The sequence below is a fragment of the Exiguobacterium sp. s189 genome (assembly GCF_018617615.1).
Taxonomy (GTDB): domain Bacteria; phylum Bacillota; class Bacilli; order Exiguobacteriales; family Exiguobacteriaceae; genus Exiguobacterium; species Exiguobacterium aestuarii_A.
This window is the reverse complement of sequence record NZ_JACSKM010000009.1, coordinates 21,106-45,368: the sequence shown is the minus strand read 5'-3', so window position 1 is coordinate 45,368 and position 24,263 is coordinate 21,106. Positions and strand designations below refer to the sequence as shown.

General features: G+C 47.3%; 28 protein-coding genes. 17 read left to right on the top strand and 11 right to left on the bottom strand.

What is annotated here, in order from left to right; translation table 11 throughout:
• The first annotated feature begins 164 nt into the window (after window positions 1-164).
• The 7 genes from KNO99_RS11505 to KNO99_RS11475 all read left to right on the top strand — a co-directional run bounded on the left by KNO99_RS11505 (window position 165) and on the right by KNO99_RS11475 (window position 7,313).
• The gene (locus KNO99_RS11505) at window positions 165-1,037 is read left to right on the top strand and encodes a TetR/AcrR family transcriptional regulator (RefSeq protein ID WP_214748650.1); all 873 of its coding nucleotides are present in this window, start codon (window positions 165-167) and stop codon (window positions 1,035-1,037) included.
• A gap of 146 nt (window positions 1,038-1,183) precedes the next feature.
• On the top strand, window positions 1,184-2,197 hold the full coding sequence (locus KNO99_RS11500; RefSeq protein ID WP_214748647.1) for a LacI family DNA-binding transcriptional regulator: 1,014 nt from the start codon (window positions 1,184-1,186) through the stop codon (window positions 2,195-2,197).
• A gap of 202 nt (window positions 2,198-2,399) precedes the next feature.
• Window positions 2,400-3,707, top strand: a complete 1,308-nt coding sequence (locus KNO99_RS11495) for an ABC transporter substrate-binding protein (RefSeq protein ID WP_214748645.1) — start codon at window positions 2,400-2,402, stop codon at window positions 3,705-3,707.
• A 59-nt stretch (window positions 3,708-3,766) separates the two neighbouring features.
• On the top strand, window positions 3,767-4,669 hold the full coding sequence (locus KNO99_RS11490; RefSeq protein WP_214696921.1) for a carbohydrate ABC transporter permease: 903 nt from the start codon (window positions 3,767-3,769) through the stop codon (window positions 4,667-4,669).
• 3 nt (window positions 4,670-4,672) lie between these two features.
• On the top strand, window positions 4,673-5,602 hold the full coding sequence (locus tag KNO99_RS11485) for a carbohydrate ABC transporter permease (protein WP_214748642.1): 930 nt from the start codon (window positions 4,673-4,675) through the stop codon (window positions 5,600-5,602).
• 24 nt (window positions 5,603-5,626) lie between these two features.
• Window positions 5,627-6,979 carry a GH1 family beta-glucosidase gene (locus KNO99_RS11480; RefSeq protein WP_214748639.1) on the top strand — a complete coding sequence of 451 codons (1,353 nt, stop codon included), beginning with the start codon at window positions 5,627-5,629 and terminating at the stop codon, window positions 6,977-6,979.
• A gap of 88 nt (window positions 6,980-7,067) precedes the next feature.
• On the top strand, window positions 7,068-7,313 hold the full coding sequence (locus KNO99_RS11475) for a hypothetical protein (RefSeq protein ID WP_214748637.1): 246 nt from the start codon (window positions 7,068-7,070) through the stop codon (window positions 7,311-7,313).
• A gap of 32 nt (window positions 7,314-7,345) precedes the next feature.
• On the opposite strand, the gene KNO99_RS11470 is transcribed toward KNO99_RS11475, so the two are convergent.
• The 10 genes from KNO99_RS11470 to KNO99_RS11425 all read right to left on the bottom strand — a co-directional run bounded on the left by KNO99_RS11470 (window position 7,346) and on the right by KNO99_RS11425 (window position 15,525).
• Entirely contained in the window at window positions 7,346-8,308 is a 963-nt protein-coding gene (locus tag KNO99_RS11470) for a quinone oxidoreductase family protein (protein WP_214748880.1), read from the bottom strand.
• Between the two features lie 131 nt (window positions 8,309-8,439).
• The gene (locus tag KNO99_RS11465; protein ID WP_214748634.1) at window positions 8,440-8,970 is read right to left on the bottom strand and encodes a helix-turn-helix domain-containing protein; all 531 of its coding nucleotides are present in this window, start codon (window positions 8,968-8,970) and stop codon (window positions 8,440-8,442) included.
• 29 nt (window positions 8,971-8,999) lie between these two features.
• Entirely contained in the window at window positions 9,000-10,199 is a 1,200-nt protein-coding gene (locus KNO99_RS11460; protein WP_214748631.1) for an MFS transporter, read from the bottom strand.
• Window positions 10,200-10,302: 103 nt separating this feature from the next.
• A complete protein-coding gene (locus KNO99_RS11455; protein ID WP_214748627.1) occupies window positions 10,303-10,848 on the bottom strand; it encodes a hypothetical protein in 546 nt (181 codons plus the stop codon).
• Complete coding sequence (locus tag KNO99_RS11450) at window positions 10,845-11,171, bottom strand: hypothetical protein (protein WP_214748624.1); 327 nt, start codon at window positions 11,169-11,171, stop codon at window positions 10,845-10,847. The genes KNO99_RS11455 and KNO99_RS11450 overlap by 4 nt, the downstream gene beginning before the upstream one ends.
• Window positions 11,172-11,245: 74 nt before the next feature.
• Window positions 11,246-12,574: a PTS sugar transporter subunit IIC gene (locus tag KNO99_RS11445; RefSeq protein WP_214748622.1), complete on the bottom strand. Its 1,329-nt coding sequence runs from the start codon at window positions 12,572-12,574 to the stop codon at window positions 11,246-11,248.
• A gap of 12 nt (window positions 12,575-12,586) precedes the next feature.
• The gene (locus KNO99_RS11440; protein WP_214696901.1) at window positions 12,587-13,993 is read right to left on the bottom strand and encodes a GH1 family beta-glucosidase; all 1,407 of its coding nucleotides are present in this window, start codon (window positions 13,991-13,993) and stop codon (window positions 12,587-12,589) included.
• A gap of 15 nt (window positions 13,994-14,008) precedes the next feature.
• Window positions 14,009-14,317, bottom strand: a complete 309-nt coding sequence (locus KNO99_RS11435) for a PTS sugar transporter subunit IIB (protein ID WP_224863627.1) — start codon at window positions 14,315-14,317, stop codon at window positions 14,009-14,011.
• A complete protein-coding gene (locus KNO99_RS11430) occupies window positions 14,314-14,661 on the bottom strand; it encodes a PTS lactose/cellobiose transporter subunit IIA (protein WP_214696899.1) in 348 nt (115 codons plus the stop codon). The genes KNO99_RS11435 and KNO99_RS11430 overlap by 4 nt, the downstream gene beginning before the upstream one ends.
• Before the next feature lie 153 nt (window positions 14,662-14,814).
• On the bottom strand, window positions 14,815-15,525 hold the full coding sequence (locus KNO99_RS11425; RefSeq protein ID WP_214696897.1) for a GntR family transcriptional regulator: 711 nt from the start codon (window positions 15,523-15,525) through the stop codon (window positions 14,815-14,817).
• Window positions 15,526-15,730: 205 nt separating this feature from the next.
• On the opposite strand from KNO99_RS11425, the gene KNO99_RS11420 reads away from it, so the two are divergent.
• From KNO99_RS11420 to KNO99_RS11390, 7 genes are read left to right on the top strand one after another with little or no spacing between them, the layout of a single operon-like run.
• Window positions 15,731-16,165 carry a hypothetical protein gene (locus tag KNO99_RS11420; RefSeq protein WP_214748621.1) on the top strand — a complete coding sequence of 145 codons (435 nt, stop codon included), beginning with the start codon at window positions 15,731-15,733 and terminating at the stop codon, window positions 16,163-16,165.
• Complete coding sequence (locus KNO99_RS11415; protein ID WP_214748618.1) at window positions 16,162-16,590, top strand: hypothetical protein; 429 nt, start codon at window positions 16,162-16,164, stop codon at window positions 16,588-16,590. Before KNO99_RS11420 ends, KNO99_RS11415 begins: the two co-directional genes overlap by 4 nt.
• Window positions 16,591-17,040, top strand: a complete 450-nt coding sequence (locus KNO99_RS11410; protein ID WP_214748615.1) for a hypothetical protein — start codon at window positions 16,591-16,593, stop codon at window positions 17,038-17,040. It abuts the gene before it with no gap.
• Complete coding sequence (locus tag KNO99_RS11405; RefSeq protein ID WP_214748612.1) at window positions 17,024-17,494, top strand: hypothetical protein; 471 nt, start codon at window positions 17,024-17,026, stop codon at window positions 17,492-17,494. Before KNO99_RS11410 ends, KNO99_RS11405 begins: the two co-directional genes overlap by 17 nt.
• Window positions 17,473-17,991 (top strand): hypothetical protein, encoded by a 519-nt coding sequence (locus tag KNO99_RS11400; protein WP_214696888.1) that lies wholly within the window; start codon window positions 17,473-17,475, stop codon window positions 17,989-17,991. The genes KNO99_RS11405 and KNO99_RS11400 overlap by 22 nt, the downstream gene beginning before the upstream one ends.
• Complete coding sequence (locus KNO99_RS11395) at window positions 17,978-18,448, top strand: hypothetical protein (protein ID WP_214748609.1); 471 nt, start codon at window positions 17,978-17,980, stop codon at window positions 18,446-18,448. The genes KNO99_RS11400 and KNO99_RS11395 overlap by 14 nt, the downstream gene beginning before the upstream one ends.
• A 26-nt stretch (window positions 18,449-18,474) precedes the next feature.
• Window positions 18,475-19,218 (top strand): endonuclease/exonuclease/phosphatase family protein, encoded by a 744-nt coding sequence (locus tag KNO99_RS11390; RefSeq protein WP_214748606.1) that lies wholly within the window; start codon window positions 18,475-18,477, stop codon window positions 19,216-19,218.
• Between the two features lie 29 nt (window positions 19,219-19,247).
• Here the strand turns inward: KNO99_RS11390 and KNO99_RS11385 are convergent, their stop codons facing one another.
• Window positions 19,248-19,583, bottom strand: a complete 336-nt coding sequence (locus tag KNO99_RS11385) for a hypothetical protein (RefSeq protein ID WP_214748603.1) — start codon at window positions 19,581-19,583, stop codon at window positions 19,248-19,250.
• Window positions 19,584-19,996: 413 nt separating this feature from the next.
• Between KNO99_RS11385 and glmS the strand changes: the two genes are divergently transcribed.
• The 3 genes from glmS (at window position 19,997) to KNO99_RS11370 (ending at window position 24,227) form a co-directional block, all read left to right on the top strand.
• A complete protein-coding gene (gene glmS / locus KNO99_RS11380; protein ID WP_214748601.1) occupies window positions 19,997-21,793 on the top strand; it encodes a glutamine--fructose-6-phosphate transaminase (isomerizing) in 1,797 nt (598 codons plus the stop codon).
• Window positions 21,794-21,937: 144 nt separating this feature from the next.
• Complete coding sequence (locus KNO99_RS11375; protein ID WP_078146232.1) at window positions 21,938-22,207, top strand: PTS sugar transporter subunit IIB; 270 nt, start codon at window positions 21,938-21,940, stop codon at window positions 22,205-22,207.
• Entirely contained in the window at window positions 22,197-24,227 is a 2,031-nt protein-coding gene (locus tag KNO99_RS11370; RefSeq protein ID WP_214748598.1) for a BglG family transcription antiterminator, read from the top strand. Before KNO99_RS11375 ends, KNO99_RS11370 begins: the two co-directional genes overlap by 11 nt.
• The last annotated feature ends 36 nt before the right edge of the window (window positions 24,228-24,263 follow it).

The window sequence follows — 24,263 nt, the reverse complement described above, 5'->3', positions numbered from 1 at the left end:
ATGGATGGCTCCTTTATTTTCTAAATAGTTATGTGTTGGTAAGTGTCGATGAAATGATTTTATACCCGTTGTATAAATAAAGCAATCATTTTGTACTATTAGTCTAAAATGGTTTTCGGTGATATAGTAAAGGTACATATTAGACAGAACGGAGTCATGAAAGCATGAAAGAGAAAAAGAGAAAAGTCGCAGACATTGCCATGTCTCTCTTCATCGAAAATGGAGTGCAACACACATCGGTGCAAGAGATTATCGACCGTGCCAATATCTCAAAAGGGACGTTTTATAACTACTTCTCATCGAAGACGGATTGTGTCGCGAGTATCCTCGAGAACTTACGATATGATGCAGGACAGCGCCGGATTGAGATGCAGATGGGACGGGACAAACGAGATCGTGACGTCTTCATCGAGCAAATCTCGATATTGATTCAATTGAACGAAGAACGGAACTTGCACGCGTTATTTGAATCGATCATGTCGTCAAACGAGAATGAACTGAAGAAACTCGTACTTCAACATCGCATTTATGAAATTGAATGGATTGCGATGCGTTTGACGGAAATCATCGGAGAGGCTGTCAGACCGTATTCGATGGAATTGACGGTGCTCTTCAACGGAATGTTGCAACATATCTTGTTCACGAACCGGATCACGAATGCCGCTTACTCTCCTCAAAAGGTCGTGCGCAGTTTATATGCGTACGTAGAACTGATTGCTGCGCGAATGATAGAGACAGGAGAGCACGTCTTGAACCCGGTCACGGTCGATCAAATGCGGGGGACGACAGATAAACATCTCATTACGATCGAAGAATTGATTGAGATGGCTGCTCGCATCGAAGAGCATGTCGAGATGACGGAAGAACAACAAGATTTGTTCGATGCAATCTCACATGAACTGAAACAAGAACGCCTTCGGAAAATTGTCTTAGAGCAATTGTTGAAGCCATTTCAGCGTCTATTTAAAGGCGTGACAGGCGAGACAGAAGTCCAAAAGTTTACGAATCTCGTCTGGCTGTATACACGGACACATTAAGGACAAAAATTTCCCGATACAGTAATATAGAAGAAACAAGGAATGGAAAAAAGAATCAAAAAGTTTCCTCGAAAAAGAATTGATTCCTACAAATTCATGCGCTACAATCAAATTACCGAAAGCGCTTTCGGGAAGAGGAGAATAACATGGGTACGATTTATGATTTAGCCAAAAAAACAGGATTCTCAATCACGACAGTGTCCAAAGCGTTGAACAACTATAAAGACGTGAGCGACAAGACGAGAGCAAAGATTCTTCAAGCCGCTGCTGAGATGGACTACTTGCCGAACGCACATGCCCAGTCGTTATCGACGAAAAAATCATGGGCGATCGGGGTCATGTTCTCAGAGGCGAATGAAGTTGGGATGAAGCACCCGTTCTTCAATGGGATCATCGAAAGTTTTCGTCACGCGACAGAGGAGCAAGGCTACGATTTGATCTTCGCCTCGCGTAACCTGCGCAACCGTGATATGAGTTATCTCGAACACTTCAAACACCGTGCGGTCGACGGCATCGTCGTCATCTGCTCGGACCGAATGGATGAGCAAGTTCAGGAGCTCATGCGAAGCGACATCCCAATCGTCGTCGTCGATATGGACAGCGCCAATTGTAGCGTCGTCTATTCCGACAACATCGAAGGGGCACGTCTCGCTGTGAATTACCTCTATGAACTCGGTCATCGAAAAATTGCCCACATCGCTGGGGATGAGACGATTGACGCTGGAGCGGCACGGATCAAAGGATATGAACTTGCGATGCAAGAGCTGAATCTTCCGATTCGACCAGGCTACCTCGTCAATGCCGGTTTCTTCTCAGTAGGAGAAGGCAAGCAAGCGATGGAACGATTGCTTGAACTAGACGATCAACCGACTGCAGTCTTTGTGGCCGGGGATCAAATGGCAATTGGCGTCATCGAAGCGATTCACGAACACGGTCTTCACGTCCCGAATGACATCTCTGTCATCGGATACGACGACATTGAAATGATCCAATACATTACGCCGAAACTGACTACGATTCGCCAAGATACGGATGAAATCGGGGAAGCGGCAGCAGAACTTTTACTTGAACAAATGACCGCGAAAGAGCGACTCACCGAACGTCGCATCATTCCGGTACGCTTAGTAGAACGGGCATCTTGTGCGCCGGTCAAACAGTGATTTATAGCCAATGATATTTCGAAGTCGCTCTCTTTTCTTCAGCGGATGGAGAGGGGAGCGCGATTTCGAAAGTCATTTTTAGAGAAAATCGAAACCGCTTTCGATATTTTATTTCGGATAAACCGAAAGCGCTTTCGATAATTATTCACCTCTTCTTGCAAGCGCTTTCTAATACTACTTATAAAAAGGATGGGAACAACACATGCGTAAACTTGTTAGCTTACTTACCATTGGAGCACTTTCAGTTGGTGTCTTGAGCGCTTGCTCTGACGGCGGCGAAGGATCATCTTCAGAAGGTTCAAAAGATGATGTCCTAAAAATTTGGTCATTCACAGATGAGTTGAAAGAGCCAATCAAAACGTTCGAAGAGCGTAACGGCGTGAAAGTCGAATTGACAATCGTACCGACGGCTGACTACGCAACGAAGTTGAAGCCAGCTCTTGAAAGTGGCGTCGGCGCACCGGACGTCTTCACGGGTGAAATCGCGTTCCTTAAACAATGGATTGACGCTGGATATTGGGAAAACCTTTCGGAAGAACCATACAACGCAGAAGAAGTTTCTGGAGACATCGTTCCTTACGTCTTCGACCTCGGGAAAGACAAGGACGGAAACGTTCGTGCTCTTTCATGGCAAACAACTCCAGGTGGAATCTACTACAAACGTAGCATCGCTAAAGAAGCACTCGGTACAGATGACCCGGCTGAAGTCGGCGAAATGATGAGCTCGATGGACGGACTTTTCGAAGTCGGTGAAAAGCTTAAAGATAAAGGCTACAAACTCTTCCCGGACGAAGGTTCAATCCGTTGGTTCGCACAAGGCGATGACCCACAAGCATGGGTAAACGAAGACAATGAACTTGTCTTGACTGAAGGGAAACAAAACTACTTCGACTACGCAAAAGAGCTTCGTGAAAATAACTTGACTGCCCTTGCACCAGAATGGTCACCATCTTGGTTCGAAGGAATGGACAAGCCGATCAAAGTTAAAGAAGGCGGTAAAGAAACGGAAACAGAAGTCTTCTCTTACGTCCTCCCAACTTGGGGTCTCCACGCTGTCTTGAAAGAGAACGCGAAAGACACTGCTGGTGACTGGGCTGTTACAAGCGGACCAAGCCCATACTTCTGGGGCGGTACATGGGTCGGGATCTACAAAGACTCTAAACATAAAGAAGAGGCTTACGAATTCATCAAACTCATGACACAAGATGAAGAGTTCTTGACTGAATGGGCGAAAGAGACAGGCGACGTACTTGCTTATAACCCAGTTACAGAAAAAATCAAAACTGACTTCAGCGACGAGTTCCTCGGTGGACAGAACAACTACGAGTTCTTCCTCGGCGAAGCAGAATCGATCAAACCAGGGATCGTTACGAAATACGACCAACAGCTCGACACGCTTTACGGAGCGGCAGTTAACTCTTACGTAGAAGGTAAGAAAACGAAAGACGAAGCATTGAAAGAGTTCAAGAAACAAGTTAAAAACGCTTACCCAGACATCGTTGTTGACTGACGATGACCAACACGAGGGAGGAATTTCCTCCCTCGGTTCTTATGGAAGGAGAAATACACGTGAAAAAATTAGATCGTTACGGCTATCTGTTCATCGCCCCGTTCTGGGTTGTTTTCTTGACGTTTAGCATTTATCCGGTTTTCTTGACGCTTTACTATAGCTTCACGAACTATACCGGTAGCCCAGGAGAAGAGATTGTCGGATTTGCGAACTATACACGGTTGTTGACGGACACATACTTCATCGAAGCGTTTTTCAACACCATCAAGATTTGGGGAGTCAACTTCGCCTTGCAGATGGGAATGGCCCTTTTATTGGCGCTCTTATTCTCAGATCTACGTTTGAAGCTAAAAGGATTAAACTTCTTCCGTTCATTCTTCTATCTTCCAAACTTGATCACAATTAGCTCGGTCGCGCTTTTGTTCGGTATTTTGCTCGACTGGCAGCATGGTTCACTCAACATGGTGTTGATGAAAATCGGTTTGATTTCAAATCCGATCGACTGGTTGGCAGAACCCGTGACGGCTCAATTATCCGTCTCACTCATCTTGACATGGATGTGGTTCGGTCACTCCTTTATCATCGTGATGGCGGGTGTCTCAGGAATCTCAACAGATTACTTTGAAGCCGCTCACATTGACGGTGCGAACCGTTGGCAAATGTTTACGAAAGTGACGTTGCCGCTCTTAAAACCAATTCTTCTCTACATTATGATCACATCGCTCATCGGTGGGCTCCAATTGTTCGACCTTCCGATGTTGATTACCGATGGAATCGGTTCACCAGACGGTTCGTTGAACACGATGGTGCTTTACTTGTATAACCAAGCCTTCAAATACAATAACTACGGCTACGCATCTGCGGTCGCTTACGGCTTATTCTTGATCACGCTCATCTTCTCGGCGATCGTCTTCAAAGGTATGTTCCGCAACGAACGCGCAACACAGAAGAAGGGGGCGTAAGCGATGGAACAAAATGCAGAAACACGGCGAATGCTTCCGGATAGCGAAGCGCAGCCAAAACGTAAAGAAGACCGTCCACTCAAAGTGGCGCCACCTCAAAAACAAAAGTCGAAGCATCGTGTTGTGCGAGGCTTGATCTATGCAAGTTTGGTTATTCTTGCGATTATCTGCTTCATCCCGTTCTTGATGATGATCATCAACGCGACGCGGACGAATGGAGAAGTCATATCTGGCTTCACCTTGATCCCTGGTAATGCGTTGCTCGATAACTACGCTACCCTGAGCGAGTACATCAACATCTGGACCGGTTTTAAAAACAGCTTGATTATCTCGGTATCGGTAACGGTACTTTCGGGCTACTTCTCAGCCCTTACAGCTTATGGATTCACGTTCTACAACTTTAAAGGGAAGAATGCGATGTTCATCTTCATGCTCGTCATGATGATGGTTCCAGCACAACTTGGACTCATCGGATTCTACGAGATTTCAAAAACGCTCGGCATTCTCGATACGTTCATCCCGTTGATCGTCCCTGCGATTGCAACACCGTTCACGGTCTTCTTCATCCGCCAGTACACGCAAGCGACACTTCACATCAGTTTGATTGAAGCGGCACGGATTGACGGTGCGAGCGAGTTACGTATTTTCCATACAATCGCGCTCCCAATGATGATGCCAGCGATTGCGACGATGTCGATCTTCACGTTCATCGGCTCGTGGAACAACTACTTGATGCCACTTGTCCTCTTATTCTCTCCTGAGAAATACACGTTGCCTGTCTTGATGGGCTTCTTGAAAGGATCACAAGTCGCAGAAAACCTTGGCGCGCTTTACCTAGGAATCGCGATCTCGGTTGTACCGATCATGATTGCCTTCTTGTTCCTCTCGAAGTACATCGTCAGCAGTATTTCGGCAGGTGCTGTCAAAGAATAAATATAGAGAAAAGAGGAAAACACTATGCATTTTAAGAAAGACTTCGTATTCGGGACAGCCACGTCCTCATACCAAATTGAAGGCGCACACAATGAAGGGGGACGTACCCCTTCCATCTGGGATATGTTCTGTGACATCGACGGGCGCGTGTTTGAAAAGCATAACGGCGATGTCGCATGTGACCACTACCATCGTTACGAAGAAGACATCCAGCACATCAAAAAGCTAGGTGTCGACACGTATCGATTCTCCATCGCGTGGCCACGAATCTTCCCAGCCAAGGGAGAGTATAACCCAGAAGGTATGGCGTTCTACAAAAACTTGGCGCTGCGTCTCCGTGAAGAAGGAATCAAACCAGCCGTCACGATTTACCACTGGGACCTTCCGATGTGGGCTCATGAAGAAGGTGGCTGGGTCAACCGTGAATCGGTTGATTGGTTCCTCGATTATGCGAAAGTCTGTTTTGAAGAGCTTGATGACATCGTCGACTCTTGGATCACCCACAATGAGCCTTGGTGTGCCGGCTTCCTCGGCTACCATGTCGGTGTTCACGCACCGGGTCATCGTGACATGAACGAAGCGGTACGCGCCGTGCACCACATCTTGTTGTCGCACGGAAAAGCGGTCGAATTGTTGAAGCGAGAGATGACATCCACGACCCCGATCGGCATCACGCTCAACTTGTCACCGATGTACGCGAAGACGGATTCGGCGAATGACCGCCTTGCGATGAACAATGCCGACGGGTATTCGAATCGCTGGTTCCTCGATCCGGTCTTCAAAGGCCAGTATCCGGTCGACATGATGAACTTGTTCTCTAAATATGTGCATAACTTCGATTTCATCCAATCGGGTGATATGGAGACGATCTCGACAGCTTGTGATTTCTTCGGCATTAACTTCTACAGCCGTGGCATTGTCGAGTTCAACGCAGCAAATGATTTCTTGAAGGCAGACGCTTACTCGGACTACGAGAAGACGGGCATGGGCTGGGATATCGCCCCGAACGAATTCAAAGACCTGATCCGTCGTTTACGCGCCGAGCATACTGACCTTCCCATCTACATCACAGAGAACGGCGCCGCATTTGACGACGTGCTGGAAAATGGCGAAGTCCATGACGATAACCGGATCGACTACGTCCGCCAGCACCTCGAAGCCGTTTCTGACTTGAACGATGAAGGCATGAACATTCAAGGCTACTACCTCTGGTCGCTCATGGATAACTTCGAATGGAGCTTCGGATACGAGAAGCGCTTTGGAATCCTCTATATCGACTTCGAGACACAAGAGCGTATCTGGAAAGATAGCGCGAAGTGGTATGCTGGTGTCATCGCCGACCATAAAGCCAAACACGCGGATAGCGTCGAGGCGTAACATGCATCCATCCCTGCCGCTACGGGGATGGATTTTTTTGTGTGCAATTTATCTGTTGAGGGAACTGTAAGAGGGGGGAGGGATATTCATGAAGCGTGAATTTTCGACGTATGAAGTTACAGGTTATGACGACCAAGGAAAAATCAAGTTCATTCATTTGAGAGAAGGGGAATTCGTGTTGCCGGTTGAGATTAAAGGAGATGACTTACGAAAAATCAAGAAGATAATGGAGCTTAACCCGGGTGTGACCGTGATTGTCCATGCGGCGATTGACCAGAGACGGATGCGGCTTTTAGAGGTTGACGGGTATTCGCTTCGAAAAGAGGATATGTAAAACGCCAGCACCGAAAACGGGCTGGCGTTTGTTTATGGGATCAAGAGGATCTTCCCTTGGCTCTTCCGACTTTCTAAAAAGGCGTGGGCCGATGCCCCATCGGACAAAGCGAACGTCGTGGGTGGCGGAATGACGAGTGAACCGTCCTCGATCCAACTGAACAATTCGTGCGACCGGCGAATTCGTTCCTCCTTTGAGGTGAGAACGTTCCATAAGTCGCCACCCGTCAACGTCTTCGACGTATCCATGAGCATACGCGGGTCGACCGGTTTGGGATCGCCGCCGGCCATACCATAAAAGACCACCGTCCCACCGATGCGAGTCGCTTCGAAACTGTCCTCTAATGTCGAACCAACCGAGTCATAAACGACATCGGCACCGCGACCGTCCGTGGTGTTGCGAATCTCTTCGATCCATGCTTCGTCATAGCGATAAGCACGGGCACCATGCGCTTGGACCGTCGCTACTTTTTCGACTGTAGACGTGAGACCAATGACTTGTCCACCGAGACGCTGAATCATTTGCGTCAACAGTTGACCGACACCGCCAGCGGCAGCGTGTACGACCGCGACGTCACCGGATTGAATTCGATAGCTGTCGTGGACGAGATAATGGGCCGTCAACCCTTGAAGCATGGTCGATGCGGCCGTTTCAAAAGAAATGGCATCTGGAAGGGGAATCGCTTTGTCGAGCGGAACGGCAACAAATTCTGCGTTAGCGTGCGGAACATCGGCAAAGGCAATTCGATCCCCGACTTGTAGCGAGGTGACGTTCGCCCCGACCGCTTCGATGACACCGGATCCTTCATATCCGAGAATGTATGGAGGTTCTCCGACGAGATGATAGTTGCCTTTCCGGCGATACACATCGGCATAGTTCAATCCGATGGCTTTCGTGCGAACCAATACTTCATCGACTTGTGGCATCGGTGTCGGGACTTCTTCATATGTTAAAACATCAGGAGCACCGAACTGATGGAAGACGAGTGCCTTTATGTTGATCACTTCCTTCGTTAGAGTCACTCAAACTATAGCATATACATCTTTTAATATTTGTAGCGATGCCCAAGAAAAAGCCCGAGTTCATTGTAGTGATATGCTCCCCAATGGGTAGACAGATGAGTTTTTTATACGTTCTTTTTATGGCTTGAAACCAAAAATTGATAATCAGTTGTTTCTTCAGAAGTTTCTTCTGGCTCGTAAGAGTTGATTAGTTGTCTAATTTGTCGATTCAACTCTTTCCATTGCTCATGTGTCAGTGTTTTTGTGGCGTAGCCGATTTCAGCCGTTCCTTCATCTTGTTCGACGACGTCGCGTTTTAAAGCTTGTGCGGTTTGATGGACTTGGACGAAATACCATTGAAGAACATGTTCTAAGTTTGATGTAAGAAAATCACCTTCAATCGCCAGCTTATCTTCAGAATATAAATGACGGCTAGAATAGTAATTCTCAAGAATGTTTTTCACTTGTTCTTGTCGCTCGATTCGCAATGCATCGATTTCAATTAGTTTTTTGATGGGATAGTATAAATTTGCCGTCGGTTGTTTCATCAATTTGGCGATTTCTTTTGTATTTCGTGATTCTCGTTTCGTGTGCTCGAGAATCTGAAAAGTCTTTTCGTCAAACACGAGTTTGCCGATTTCTTGAATCTCTTTCATGCGAAACCTCCTATCAGTGATCAGTTTCATTATACGCTGATTTCTTCAATTGTAGGCAGGTCACGGTTCTCTTTATTTATTGCAAAATAAAATGAAATTACAATCAGTCCAAGAGCGCTACTGAACATCGTCCACTCTACGCCAATCAAGTGTGGCAACAACCCACCAAGCAATGCCCCGAGCGGAAGTGCGGCCACTAAAAAACTGTCTAGCGTTGAGGACACCCGAGCGAGCAAATGCTCGGCAATCGAGACTTGAAGAAACGTGATTAACAAGATACTCATCATTCCGAACGGGATGAATGCCAACCCGAGCACGATGACAGAAATGATAGGAGAAGGAATGAATACGGAAGACATCCATAAACAACTCGAGAAAAACGGTAACATTATGAGCAATCGACCAAGAGGATAGTGCATGATGCGTAACACGAACATCGTTCCAATCAAATTGCCAAGCGTGATTGCCATTAGCATGATTGCGTAGTGCCCGCCGCCACCTTGATTTGCTGCGTATGCGGGTAACACAGCTTGTGTGATTCCAAAACAAAAATTGGCGAGTAAGAAGGGAGCGCAAATCACAACGATTTTTGTTGTGAAGAAATAATGGAGCCCTTCTTTTAATTCTTTGCGATAAGATGTTGCCTGTAACGGTGTTTTCGAGACTGCTTTGAATGGAGCGCGGATCAAGCTAAATAAAAATGCTGCGAGGAGATAAGTTAATGCGTTAAACAAATAGATTTGCTCGATTCCGAAGAAAAGGATGACGGTTGCAAAAATACCTTTCATTGATAAATCAATTAGTTGTAATCCGGCTCCGATTCTTGAGTTGAACATGCCACGATGTTCACGTGCGACAACATCTGGCATCAGTGCGATTTCAGCTGTTCCCTCAAGATTTTCTAATAACGAAACGAAGAACATCACAGTGATGACGAGATAAACGGATTCGTAGCCCAAATACAATGCGAGCGGAATAATCAACATGAGTACAAACTGAATGAACTGCGAGTGAACCAGAATACGTGACTTGTTCATTCGTTCGATAATAGGACCGAACAGCACATTTAAGATTTTGGGGATCATGACGACAGCTGTCGCTACACCAGTATAAAATGTATTTTCGGTCAACGTATAGATATACCAAATGACTGCGACTTGGTATAAGCTGTCACCGGTAGTCGATAACAAGCGTCCACCGAATAACAAGGTACTATTTCTATTCCACATGATAAAACCTCCTTTATCGTTAAAATAAATTTAAATGATAAAATAAAATTTGTAAATAGCAAATAAAAAAGCCACCTGTCCTAAAAGGAACAGATGGCTCTATTTAGCGGCTCAATCGGCGCACCCGGTTTAAAATCTCGAGTTTAGATACGTCTGGATACTGTTGTTGCATCATCTTGACACAACTTGGTACGTTGGCGGTCCTGAGAAAGTGGATGATCTGTTGATCGATGGAATCGAGTTCGAGTGGCGTCTTTTCTTTCAAATCCTCCCGATTTAGCCAAAATGATGCACCGAATAAGTGCACGAATACAATCGCCATGACAGTGAGCGTCGATAAATCGATAGACGGAAAGAGAGTCAGTACGACGTATAGACTGATTCCGCTCACGATTCCATGAAGAATGCTGTCGAGTAGACGCGGTATGTTCGTATGAACAAACGAACGTAATGCTCCCGTTAACGCATCAACGAAAAAACTGAGGATTGTCGACAACGGATAGAAACAACCGAGCATCGCGAGAGTCGATAAGATTCGGAACGGTGTGTCTTCAAGTAAATAGATGAGAATCAAATCGACGGCAAGTAGCGGGGTGAGGGCGAGCGCTAAAATGGACGCGCCCCAACAGAGTCCAGTCACAGCCTTCAAGAGATGTGAGCCCGATATCGTCCGAGCGCGATGAATGCAGCAATCAGACAGACCATATGTAGCACAACCCCGATGAGCATGGCGTAAGGGATGATGGATTGGAAGCCAAGACCGAATGCAAGGGCGGCACTCGATAAGATGATGAAGCTCGCTGTATAATTTCGTACGGTTCTTTTCTGCTTATTCGCATGTGCCACGGAGTATCCGGCAATGAGTAGAAAGACGGGAAACAACATGATTGGGTAGACCGATTGAAACACCAGTCCGAGTAATCCGGTCAGACCCGCAAGGACAGCGAATATAGAAGGGTAGTGGGCTTTCAAATTTCCAACTCCTTAACTCTTTTCCCTAAATATAACAGCCCTCCTCATTGCTGAGAAGGGCTGTCATTTTTGTTTCAGGCTGACGCTTTGTCTGCTTCTTCTTGTGCTTTCAATTCTTCACCATACGAAACGCGGTCTTGAATGCGAACGAATGGAAGGTAAACCGCAACGGCCATAGCAATCGTTGCAATCTGTAAGAGCGCAGCACGCCATCCACCAATCAAGAATCCAGAGATGACTGGAGGTGTCGTCCATGGTACTTGAAGGGCGTTGAACGGCTCGACCCAACCCCAAAGGATGGCGAAGTAAACCATGAATGAAGCGATGGCTGGCACGACAACGAATGGGACGAACATGATTGGGTTGAAGACGATTGGCATCCCGAAGATGACCGGCTCATTGATGTTGAAGATACTTGGCGCAAGTGATAACTTACCAAGCTGCTTCAAGTGTGCCGAACGTGCGACAATCAGTGTCGCGATGATGAAACCGATTGTGATCCCTGATCCACCGAGTTTCGTGAACACATCAAGGAACTGGATTGTAACGATTTTTGCGTTCTCACCAGCGACAAGCGTACCACCTGCATCGAGGATGGCTTGGTTTTGAAGCGCGTTCGCTGTGAGAAGAGGTCCCATGATTCCCATAAGGATTGCGGCACCGTGAATTCCACACCACCACATGACAGACATGAGCACCATGATGATAACGGCTCCAGCAAGTGTGTCTGTCAAGTTTTGAAGTGGTGCTTGAAGCACATCATAGATGACTTCTGTGAACGTACGCTCTGCAACCGCTTGGAAAATCGCAAACGTTGCAACGGCGAGCGAGATGATTGCCAAACCAGGAACAAGTGCAGAGAATGAGTTCGATACGCCTGGCGGTACACCGTCGGGCATTTTAATGCTGATCCCGCGTTTGATGAACTGCGAGTAGATGAATCCAACTGTCAATCCGACGATGATGGCAGCGAGGACACCTTGTCCACCTGTCCATACTTTTGGAATGACGCCACCGACGAATTCCCCAGATTCAGACAAGACAGAAGCTTGTGTGATGATGAGGAACGAGATGATTCCGAGAATACCAGCCGGTACCCCTTCGATTTTTTCGTTCTTGACGTACGAGTAAGCGATTCCAAAAACACCGATTAAAGCAAGAATGTCAAACGTCGCACCGACGACTTGCGTGAGCGGGAGTGACCAGTCTGCCCCGAATAGACCTGACATGAAGTCAGCCCAACCTGGAATCGGTAACGCCAGGATGAGAAGGAACAGCGACCCGATGATGGTCATCGGCATCGTGAGGATGAACCCGTCCTTAATCGCAAGGACGGGCTTGGCGTTCGCAAAGCGAACAAAAGCAGGGGTGAACTTTTCAAATACTCTTTCTAAGCGGCTCATAGGGGAACCTCCTTATAGGTCTTCAGCGCGCGTGGCGATGATCTCTTTATACCAGTGGAACGACTGTTTCTTCTTCCGTGCGAGACCGTTGTTGTGGTCGACGTAGATGAAGCCGTATTGTTTCTTATAACCGTTCAACCAACTGAGAAGGTCAATTGCAGACCAAGCGTAGTAACCGGCAACGTTAATGCCTTGTTGAACAGCATGTTTGACTGCACGAAGGTGACCTTCGATGTACTCGATTCGTGGCGTGTCCATGATTTCACCGTCGACGATCGGGTCGACATCACCGAGACCGTTCTCTGTGATATAAATCTTGACGTCACCGTAACGATCTTTCAACATATGCATCCCATCGAGGAACGCTTCCGGTGAGATTTCCCAATCCCATTTCGTGTACACTTTGTCGTCCATCTTGACTGTCTTATAGACGCCATCGAACGATGGGTTACCAGGGCGACCTGTCGAGTTTTCACGTCCACCAGCCATGACGAGCGCTGAGTCATTTTTCATGACGCGCTGCGGGCTGTAGTAGTTGAGACCGATAAAGTCGTTCATCGGAGCGGTACGTTTCAAGACGTCGAGTTCTTCCTCTGTCATTTCAGGGAGAAGACCTTGTTCGTTCAGACCGTTCACGACGTACTCTGGATATTCACCTTTTAAGATTGGGTCGTAGAACCAATGTGTCGCATAAGCGTTCGCATGCATTTCGGCAAACTTGTTCTCTTCTGCGTCATCGATACTGAACGCCGGGTTGAACACGTGCGTGATCCCGATTTCGCCAGTGTGACCGTTTTGTTTGAAGAGCTCGACGGCACGGGCGTGAGCGACGAAGACGTTGTGCGTCGTTTGGAAATAACCTTTGACGTCGCCTTCGATGCCTGGCGGGTGTGCGCCTGTTAAGTATCCAAGTGAGCAGAAGATGACCGCTTCGTTGAATGTGATCCAGTGGTTGACACGGTCACCGAACGATTGGAAGCAAGTATCTGCGAAACGGACGAATGCGTCAACCGTCTCTTTGTTCTTCCAGCCACCTTTTTCTTCAAGTGCTTGTGGAAGGTCCCAATGGTAGAGTGTGACGAATGGGACGATGTCGTGTTTCAAACATTCGTCGATCAAGTTGTTGTAGAACTCAAGTCCTTTTTCGTTCACTTCACCCGTACCGTTCGGGAAGACGCGTGGCCATGAGATTGAGAAGCGATACGATTCGAGTCCCATCTCCGCCATGAGCGCGATGTCTTCTTTATAACGGTGGTAATGGTCGACTGCGACGTCGCCGTTTGTGTTTTCAAATGTCTTACCAGGAATTTTCGAGAAGACGTCCCAGTTTGAGAGACCTTTCCCGTCCTCGTTCCATGCGCCTTCGACCTGATAAGAGGCCGAAGCAGCGCCGAACAAGAAATCTTTAGGCATTTTCAAAGTAGTCACCTCAGTTTATTTATTTACAAGTTTTAATGAGTGGTCTAATACTTTCGCACCGTTCATCATGCCGTAGTCGACTGTGTTGATGACATCGATTGGAACACCTTTTGGTTCGCAGATTTGCTTCCCTTTTGAAAGAAGGTACTTCACTTGTGGTCCGAGAAGAGCGACGTCGATGTTGTTAACGTATGTTTCCATCTCTGATTCTGGGTAAGCTGCAATCTCAGCTTCAATGCCGCGCTCAGAGGCAACCGCTTTCATTTTTTCTACTAACATACTTGTTGACATACCTGCCGCACAGAAGAGTCCGATTTTAATCATTTTTGATCCATTCCTTTCAATTCGTTGATTTCGTTTTGCATGTTCATCATATATCCAAGCATTTCTTTAACGAGAATTGTGTTCATCAAGTGATCTTGCGCGTGCACCATGAGGACACCGACTGTTGCCGATTTACCTTGTGCTTCGAGCGTGACGAATTTCGTTTGAATCGCATGTGCTTCTTTTAATGTTGCGTCACCAGCAACGACTGCTGCCTCGGCTTCTTCTTTTTTTCCTTCTTGCATGAGGAGCATCGCTTGATGGTAGCTCGCTTTGGCGTCACCCGAGAGGGCGATGAGACCGAAAATATCTTCCGGTGAGATTTCGATTGTTTCAGAAACCATAATATCTCTCCTTTTTTGTATGGATAACTAAAATTCATAGGTACAAATATTTTCTACACGTTGATAGTAGCACGAAAGCGTTTTCGTGTAAACCCTTACTTTTCGAAAAAATGCATAAAAAATGCGCACGAGAAAAGCATCTCTCGGGCGCGTTTAGGACTTGATGTTCGAGACTTTGAGCATTTTGACATGTTTAAAATGATGGATGGAACGAGAGACGTCGAAGATTTGACCATTTGTTAAATAGACGGTGTTGTCGACAATCAAGGCTGGGTCATTCTCGTTCAAGTCGAGCAGATCGGCGGACTCAGAATCTAAAAAGTCTGCGTAAATGACTCGGTCGGCGAATCCGATGGCGAGCTTTTGGTCACTTCGTAAATACGTATAAATCGACTTTTGGACGATGTTCTCGTCTAAGTAGATGACGAGCTCTTTTCGGAAGTATGAATCTTCCACCGAGAACGGATGGTCATCGACGAGACGTAAACGCTTCACGAAGTAGACGGGTGTCCCAATCGGGCACTTCATACGTTCTGCGACTTCATCGTTTGCGACCGTCTGTTCGAAATGTAAGACGCGTGTCTCGACTTTCCGGCCACTGAAGTCACTCGTGAGACCTTGAAGTTTTTCAAGGTTGATGTAATCGCTATTGTAATGGTCGCGGACGAAGACACCGCTCCCTTGAACTTGATAGACGTATCCTTTGTTGACGAGAATCTCAATTGCTTTTCGGACCGTATTGCGACTGACACCATATTTATTGGCGTACTCATCTTCGGTCAATAATTTATTCGTATGTTGGTAGACGTGATTGACAATGTCTGATTCAATCTGACTCGCAACTTGCTTGTACTTCGGAGACATACAGTTCTACACCTTTCAAAAAAATTTGTGGGAATGAATTTGCTAACAGTATAGCAGATAAACTTTGTAAGCGGATACGTTTCATTTATCAATTGTTGAAAAAAGTCGAACGATTCATTGCGGGAATATTCGGAAAATGTGAAACAATATAAAAGGAGATTGCGTATAAGAAAGGTAGATCCTGTAAAGAAAGGGTGTTTGTTAAGTGACCAATCAAAATCGATTTGTACAAGGAGATACATGGTGGAAGTCACCACTTCGAATAAAATATACCTCGTTTGCGTTCATATTCATGGCGCTTGCAGTGTCATACTTCGAAGGTAATGTATGGCTGACAGTTCCACTCATTGTTGTCGGAATCGCGATGATTGGGATAGATGTTAGCAAGTATCAGAAACAACGTACGCATGTAAGCGAAAAAATCAAAGTGAAATCTCTAAAATGGGAGCTCATATATGATTTAGTGGATTCAGCAATCCTCATTGTGATCACGGTGGCGCTTCTCTTTATGCAAGTTGACACATTGACAATTTTTGTTGTTCTCACCTTGTGGATGGTGTTCGGTCAGACTTTCCAAAAACAATTCGGAGAACGCATGCCTTTGGTGGATCAATCTGAGAAACAACGGTTGAAGAGATGAATGAACGGATAACGCAAGAGAAGGCATGGAAACGTTTATTCGACCAATGGATTTTCGGCATATTTGGAACATTGGTGGTACTCATGTTTCCCATCAGTTTATGGACGGATGACCTTACATGGGGCGTGTTGTATATCGCCTGTACACTCATTCCGTTGAACATCTTATATGTGAAACGTTATCGGATGCGCCTGTCATTTCAACCAGAATTGAAAGGGTTATATCGTCGTCAACTCGTTCGGGATGGGATTAACAGTGTTGCTTTCTTTCTCGCATTGAATCATCAATTATTGTTCACATCAAACGTGGCGTATATATGTGTCACGGTGTTCATCGCAGGCGCGATGTTATGGACATGGAACGTGGAGACGCAGACGAAACGACAAGATGTAGAGTATATCAACTTTAACAAGGAGGCGATATAGGTGGAGCAAGACATAAAGTGGATGCAACGGATGCGAGGTTACGCCGTACCCGTCATGATTCTATATGTCACAGCCGTCATTGTCGCCCTCTTGTTAGAGAAAATGTGGCTCATTCCCATCATGGTATCGGTCTCCGTAATCATCGTCGTGATGGGATATCAAGCAATGCGTATCATGTGGCGAATGACCAAGCATCCGAAGGCGCATCGAATGCTTATATTCCAATACGTATTCGAATGGGTGGATGCGATTTTGTTGACGGCTCTTATGGTGACGCTGCTGACAGCAGAAGATTTTGGTCTCCTGATTGGTCTCTTTTTCGGGATATGGGGAGTACTCAGTCCGTTTCGGCAGAAGTGGTTCACAAATCAACTCCAACATATTGAACCAGGGCTACCGACTTATGAAGAAGTGATTGAAGGGAGGGTCTCGCATGAATCGTCCATTTGAACTCACCGTAACGCATGCCAAACAGTTCGAGCGGTTCTTTGGTTGGCCCGTACTCGTCATTTTCTTGATTTCGTTCATCGTGATGTTGCGGACACAGGCGATGTGGGTCATCCCGGTCATGTTGGTCGTATCCATGGGCTTGGCTTATAAAGGATATATGGAATATCGAGTCATTCGCCATTTTGCCGAACATCAAGCGGTTGCTCGCGTGTTACGCTATCGACTCATTGATTGTTGGATTGATGCCGTTTCTTTATTTGCGCTCTTCATCCCGATGTATGTAAACGAAGATGCCTTCATCCTGATTGGCGGGATCGTCGCCCTTTGGGGGTTGACGAAATCGTATCGAGAGAAGAAGTGGAAAGAGCGAATTCTTGGACATCAGTCTAGGCTACCGACGTATGAAGAAGTGTTGGAAAGGAGAGAGGACGTATGGAACTATCACCAAAAGTAAAGTCGCAAATCGATACGATTTTAAAAGTAGACCGTTTGACTAAATGGGGTGTAGGCATCATCGGAATCGGGCTTGTCGTCAGTTTTTTGATTTACGCCTCGTATTGGACACTCTCTGACGGCGTTGTTACAGGAACATTATATGCCGTGCTCGCCGCAATCTTGACGGGTATTTTTATTCAATATCGGATGTGGCTGCGCTTTGTGACGAATCAAACGGCACGTAATCTCTTATCAATCAAAATGATGGCACACACGCTTGCTTTGACCGGTATCGGGATTTATGGACTCTTTTACTTTACGAGTGAAACGACAGGCACACAATCGTTCCGCATGTTCCTCCTTTCCCAGCTGACGTTTTTCGGGATTGAATACTTGGCGAAACGGTTCGATCGCGTCATTCAGTCTTATGATGAGAACTATTTGACGGATCAAGATTTGAAAGAGATTCGTGAGGTTCGTGAATACGAGAAGGAGCAACGTCGTGAACAAACGTGATCAAATGAGAGAGCTCGCCAGTGTTGAGTCTGAGAAGAATAGAGTCTTCACTTTTCTGTCGTGGATGATCTGTATTTCGCTGTTTGTTGCGACTGAAAAAGGATGGGTGTCAGCAGAAACTGTTCTTTTGATTGGTCAATTTGCGGGCCTATTTGCGATTAAGAAATCTTGGAAGAAAGAAACGATTCAATTGAAATATTTAACGAATCGAGACGCCAAACGTCACATACACTTGATGTCGATTTTTAATTTTTTGACGTTCCCGGTTTTGCTAATCCTCATGTTCGGATGGATCACGAAACAAATTGAGACACCTTACTTTATCGGACTGATGGTGACTGGAGGTGTCATATCAGTCATCGGACATAAATGGTATGAGCGATATATGGTTCGTCTTGATGAGAACTATGTCACGGAACGAGAGTTAAAGGAAGAACAGAAGTGGGGGAGCGCGTGACTCACTCTAGAAAGTAGGAATATGAAGTGAAGATTGCGACATATAACATTTGGAACAATGAAACGTTATGGCAAGAGCGAATCGAAGCGATTTGTGAAGAAGTGAAACGAATCGACGCGGACGTGATCGCACTACAAGAAGTCCGTTCTTACGAACAGGGTAGTGTGGCTCATGACATTGCGGAAGCGACGGGTTATCCCTTCTGCGTCTTTCATCCTTATCCTGACTCCCCGGACGAAGGACTCGCTTTTTTGAGTAAAGTTCCCTTGTCATCAGTTGAAGCGATTTGGGAAGAGGATGTGGAAGAGTCAAACTTTTGTGCGACCCGAGTGACGCTTACGTACGGCGGTCAGGAATGGGGACTCACGAACGTACATCTGAATTGGCGTTCCGTGTCGATTCGAGAACGTCAGATGGCAGCGGTGCGAAGTTGGTTACACAAAGGACGTCAAAAATCGGTCGAAGTGTTATGTGGAGACTTCAATGATCATCCTCAATCTGCCATCTATCAAGATTTATCGGATGCAAGGTGGTTAGACGTCACGACGTTTGTTGAGGAAGAGCCACGGGCGACGTTAGACGTAAAGCACAACCCGTACCTACAATCCTCTCATCTCGAGCAGCCTGAACGATACGATTGGATTCTGATCCGTTCCGAGTGGAAAGACGTTGAGGTTCAGCATGTCGATGTATTTGGAGACATACGAACGAGTACGGACGTCATACCGAGTGATCATTACGGGGTTGTCGCCGATTTCAGCGTGAAATAAAAGTAGGATGTGCTGCGGCGCGTCCTTTTTTATTTGAACAACCGAGCGATGAACCCCACACATGCCGCAAAGGGAAGAAGGAGAAGAAGCCCGAGCCATTGATCTCGCCAAACGACAAACCAGAAAGCAGCTTGCAGACAAAGGATACCGACTGCGGCAAAAATCACAAATAGCAGTGCCTTTTTGCGGGTGGAGCGGTCTTCCCACCATTCTTTAAAGTAAGGAAAACTGCAGAAGAATGCCATCGCCATAAAGAAAATCGCAGGAAACAACATGACATCCCCTAACGTGCTATTCCCTTCAAATTCTAGCCACCTGGATAAGACAGATAACAGTATGCCGATCAACAGGAAGATGCCGCCCATGTGTTTCCCCTCATTTCTTTACTCGTTACTTGTATCATGCCCGTTCTCTCCCTAGTCGAAAACCTGAAGGAGTGATGGCTTTTTAGTGAAAGTGGTGACTTTTACATGAACGGTAAAAAAGTATTCATCGACAATTTTTCAGATTGCTCTATTCAATCCCTTTTGTACTCGATAGCATGAAAGCGTATCTGGAGAAACGGCTAGGTATGAGATAAAAGCGCCAGAACTCTATGGAGTTGACGAGGTCGAAGGTGATCGAGGAATTCGGCGGATGCCTTCCAGTCGCGTGTCACGACTGAGAGAGTCTTGATAAAACGTTCGGGTGACCGGACGGACAAAACGAGACTTGATGACATCACTCTAAAAAGTCCGTTTCCTTTTTCGAGAAATCGAAGGATAGAGGAGATTTGTTTATGTGTGGAATCGTAGGAATGATCGGACAAGTTGAAACGAAAGAGATTTTATTGAAAGGACTCGAAAAGCTCGAGTATCGCGGCTACGACTCAGCAGGGATTGCCTTAGTCGGTGAGGACGTTCGTACGTTCAAAGAAGTGGGACGAATCCAAGCACTCCGTGACATCGTACCGGCTGACGCCGAAGGAACAATCGGAATCGGTCACACGCGTTGGGCGACACACGGGGTACCGAGCGTACCGAACGCCCACCCGCACCAAAGCACGACTGGACGTTTCACCCTCGTGCACAACGGCGTAATCGAGAACGATGAACAATTGAAAGCCACACTTGATGTCCCGTTCCTTTCAGAGACGGACACGGAAGTCATCGTCCAGCTCATTGAGAAGCACTTCGTCGAGCTCGGTGACGTCGAGGCGGCGTTCCGCAAGACGCTCTCGGACCTCCACGGTTCATACGCGATCGCGATGATTGACTCAGAGGACAAAGAGCGCCTCTATATCGGGAAGAACAAGTCACCACTCCTCGTCGGACTCGGTGACGGCACGTTCAACGTCGTCGCATCAGACGCGATGGCGATGCTCCAGGTGACGGACCAGTACCTCGAGCTCCACGATGGCGAGATCGTCATCCTCACGCGTGAGTCGGCGACGATCAAGACGCTCGACGGCGACGTGCTCGAACGTTCGCCGTACACGGCCGAGATTGATGCGTCAGACATCGAGAAGGGCACGTACGCGCACTACATGTTGAAGGAGATGGACGAACAGCCAGCCGTCATCCGCAACATCATCCAGCATTACCAGAACGAGAACGGCGACATCGAACTCACGGAAGGCGTGCGCGAGCTCGTCTCGGAAGCAGATCGTGTCTATATCGTCGCATGTGGGACGAGCTATAACGCCGGACTCGTCGGAAAAGACATTTTAGAACGCATCGCCGGCATTCCGACAGAAGTGCACGTTTCTTCTGAATTTGGCTACAATATGCCGCTCTTAAGTGAACGTCCGTTGTTCGTCTTCTTATCACAATCCGGTGAGACGGCGGACAGCCGTGCCGTCCTCGTCGAAGTGAAGAAACGCGGATATAAAGCGCTCACCATGACGAATGTACCGGGTTCAACGCTCTCACGCGAAGCGAACGAGACGATGCTCCTCCACGCCGGACCGGAAATCGCCGTCGCGTCGACGAAAGCATACACGGCACAGATTGCCGTCCTCGCGATTCTCGCGTATGACATCGCTCGTGCGACAGGGAAAGAATTACCGTTCGACCTGATGCCGGAGCTTGCACGTGTTGCGACCATTATGGATTCAATCATGGCGCAAAAAGAGTTGTTCGAAGACCTCGCGGAACGTTATTTGAAAACGACACCGAACACGTTCTTCATCGGTCGTGGGCTTGACGCTTCTGTCTGTCTCGAAGGAGCGCTCAAAGTAAAAGAGATTTCGTATATCCAAGCGGAAGGATACCCAGGTGGGGAACTGAAGCACGGGTCGATCGCCTTGATTGAAGACGGGACACCGGTTATCGCGCTCATCTCGCAACCGAAGACGAACTTGAATATTCGTGGAAACGTCAAAGAGGTCGTTGCCCGTGGCGCGAACGCCTGTATCATTTCCATGCAAGGCGTCGAACATGAGGATGATGACTTCATCTTGCCGCACGTTGAGCCACTCTTGGCACCGCTCATTAACGTATTACCGGTTCAGTTGATGGCATATTACGCGGCGCTCGCTCGTGGATGTGACGTGGACAAGCCACGGAACTTGGCGAAATCGGTGACGGTCGAATAAACTGAACATAGTGTAAGGCACCTTTCTTCAGGAGAGGTGCTTTTTACTGCTTGCCGATATCTTTGCCAACAAGCAAAATAGTAGGAGAAGTAAGCGGTTCCAACTTATGATTAGATAAAGATAAGCGACGAAAGAAGGGCTGACATGAACGTATACATTGCTTGCCATAGCGGGTTTGTGACAAGTGCGATGGCGGCGAAGTTGTTCGCACAGGCAAGCGAGGGGCGCTTGTCTTGTACGATTACGCACGGAACGATTCAAAACATCCCGAATGAGGTGGATTTGATTCTCTATCAGGAAGGGGCGACTCCCGTTACCCATCCGACCGCATGTGTCCGGTCAGTCCGACAACTCCTGTCGCTCGAGGAATACCGACTACTTGTCGAAGAATGGATGGATGAGCATGAGACATGAGTGGACCGCGAGAGAACGGTCGATTTTACTACACTTATTAGCAACTGAGACATCGACACCGCTCGCCGAAATCGCGCAGGCGGTGAATTTGTCTGAGCGTACGATTCAACGAGAACGACAATTACTTGAAGGCATCTTAAAAGAGTTCGAGCTCGAGCTCGCTTGGCAACGCGGGCATGGACTAAGCCTTGTCGGCAAACCGTCTGCGAAGCAACAGTTACGAGAAGACCTAATCTTATCTGCAGAAGCGATCCCGACGAGCGAGGACCGCTTATTTGAGCTGGCGTGGCGTCTTTTGTTTGAGAGCGATACACTCAAATTGCAGGCCGTCGCCAAACAGATGCATGTGTCTCCGAGTACGTTGACGCAAGATTTGGAGAAGTTGGATCGATGGTTCGAAGAGTATCATTTAGAAGTTGAACGGAAAAAAGGTGTTGGGGCTAGAGTGCTCGGTTATGAGTCCGAGAAACGTAAGCTACTCATCAACGCGCTGCTTGCCCACTGGGACACGCTCGCTTTTTACCGCTTCGTCCGTGGCGAGGATGACTACATTCCTGCTTTTTTGAAGACGGTACCATGCGAGGAGATGCTTGAAGGTCTTCGGGATGGTTACGATTATTTGAAGTCACGCTCGTTTGAGCGGATGGATGACCGCACCATCATGCGGGTCACGTTCGCCTACGGGGTGCAACAAGCACGGCTAGCGTCCGGATTCTTTTTAGAGATGTATACGAAAGGCCGGTCTGAGGACTATTTGAAAGTTGCGACCGACATGGAGGAAGCACTTGGCATCACCTACTCGAGGGCGGAACGTGTCTGGTTTGCCGAGGAGGCGAATCGTCTTCGCTCGATTAAAGATCAAATGAAAGAAGATGAAGAAGAGCGGTGGATCATGCAGATTCGGGTGCATAAACTAATTCATCACGTCTCGCTCATTTACGGGTTTACCTTTACGGATGACGCAGCGCTCGAACGTGGACTGCTCGCGCACATCTTGTCGAGTATGAACACGCAGGCGCTACCGGAAACGAGTACGGTGAAACCTCATATCGACCGAGACTATCCGGGGCTTCGGTCGGCCATCCAACAGGCTGCCGACATCGTCTTTGGGACGAATACGTTCTCTGAGGAAGAGACGGTATTTTGGGCGATGCACTTCGCGGCAGCACTCGTCAAACCGGTGCGGCGTCGTGAGTATCGGGCACTCGTCGTCTGCTCGGCCGGACTCGGTTCGTCGAAAATGCTCGTCAATCGGGTACGTCAAGAGTTCCCGGAGATGCAAGACGTCGTCAACTCGTCTTTATTCGGATTAGAGCAACACCGACTTGAGGAATATGATGTCATCTTGTCGACGGTGCCATTACCACCACTCTCGGTACCGACATTGATCGTCAATCCGTTGTTGACGAGTGAGGAAGTACAGCGCGTCCGTCATCTCTTGTTGTCGTTACCGCAATCATTTCAAACGTTGACTTCAAAGCCGCGATCGACGATGCTCGATTTTGAAGAACTTGGCGAACTCGTGGAGACGTTCGAGCGGATGGATGATCAGTTTGATTTGGTCACACTCAACAATACGGACCGTTTAGAGGATATCCTGGTCGATATCGGAACACATCTTGAGGAACGAAATCTCGTGCAAAGCGGAATTCAGTTATCTGCGCAATTGCTCCGGCGTCACGAAGTTGCAGGTCTTGGTGTCCCAGGTACAAAACTGGCACTCTTCCATGGACGACATACTTCGATTGAGAAAGCGAGTGTGTTTGCATTTGATTTAACGACGTCAATCCCGCTCCTCATGATGGATCAATCGACTGAACCCGTGACGCGACTTCTCGTGCTCCTAGCACCAGAAGAGGCGCGCGATGTCGAACTTCAATTTTTAAGTGCGATCAGTGGGTCGCTCATTGAGAGTGAGGAACACATGCGTCTTTATAGCACGGGAACGAAAGAAGATCTTCGTTTACTCCTGCACGAATGCATGAAGAAAATGATTCATGAGACGTTGTACGAAAAATGACCGAACCATGGTCATTTTTTTGTTTGGCACAAAATG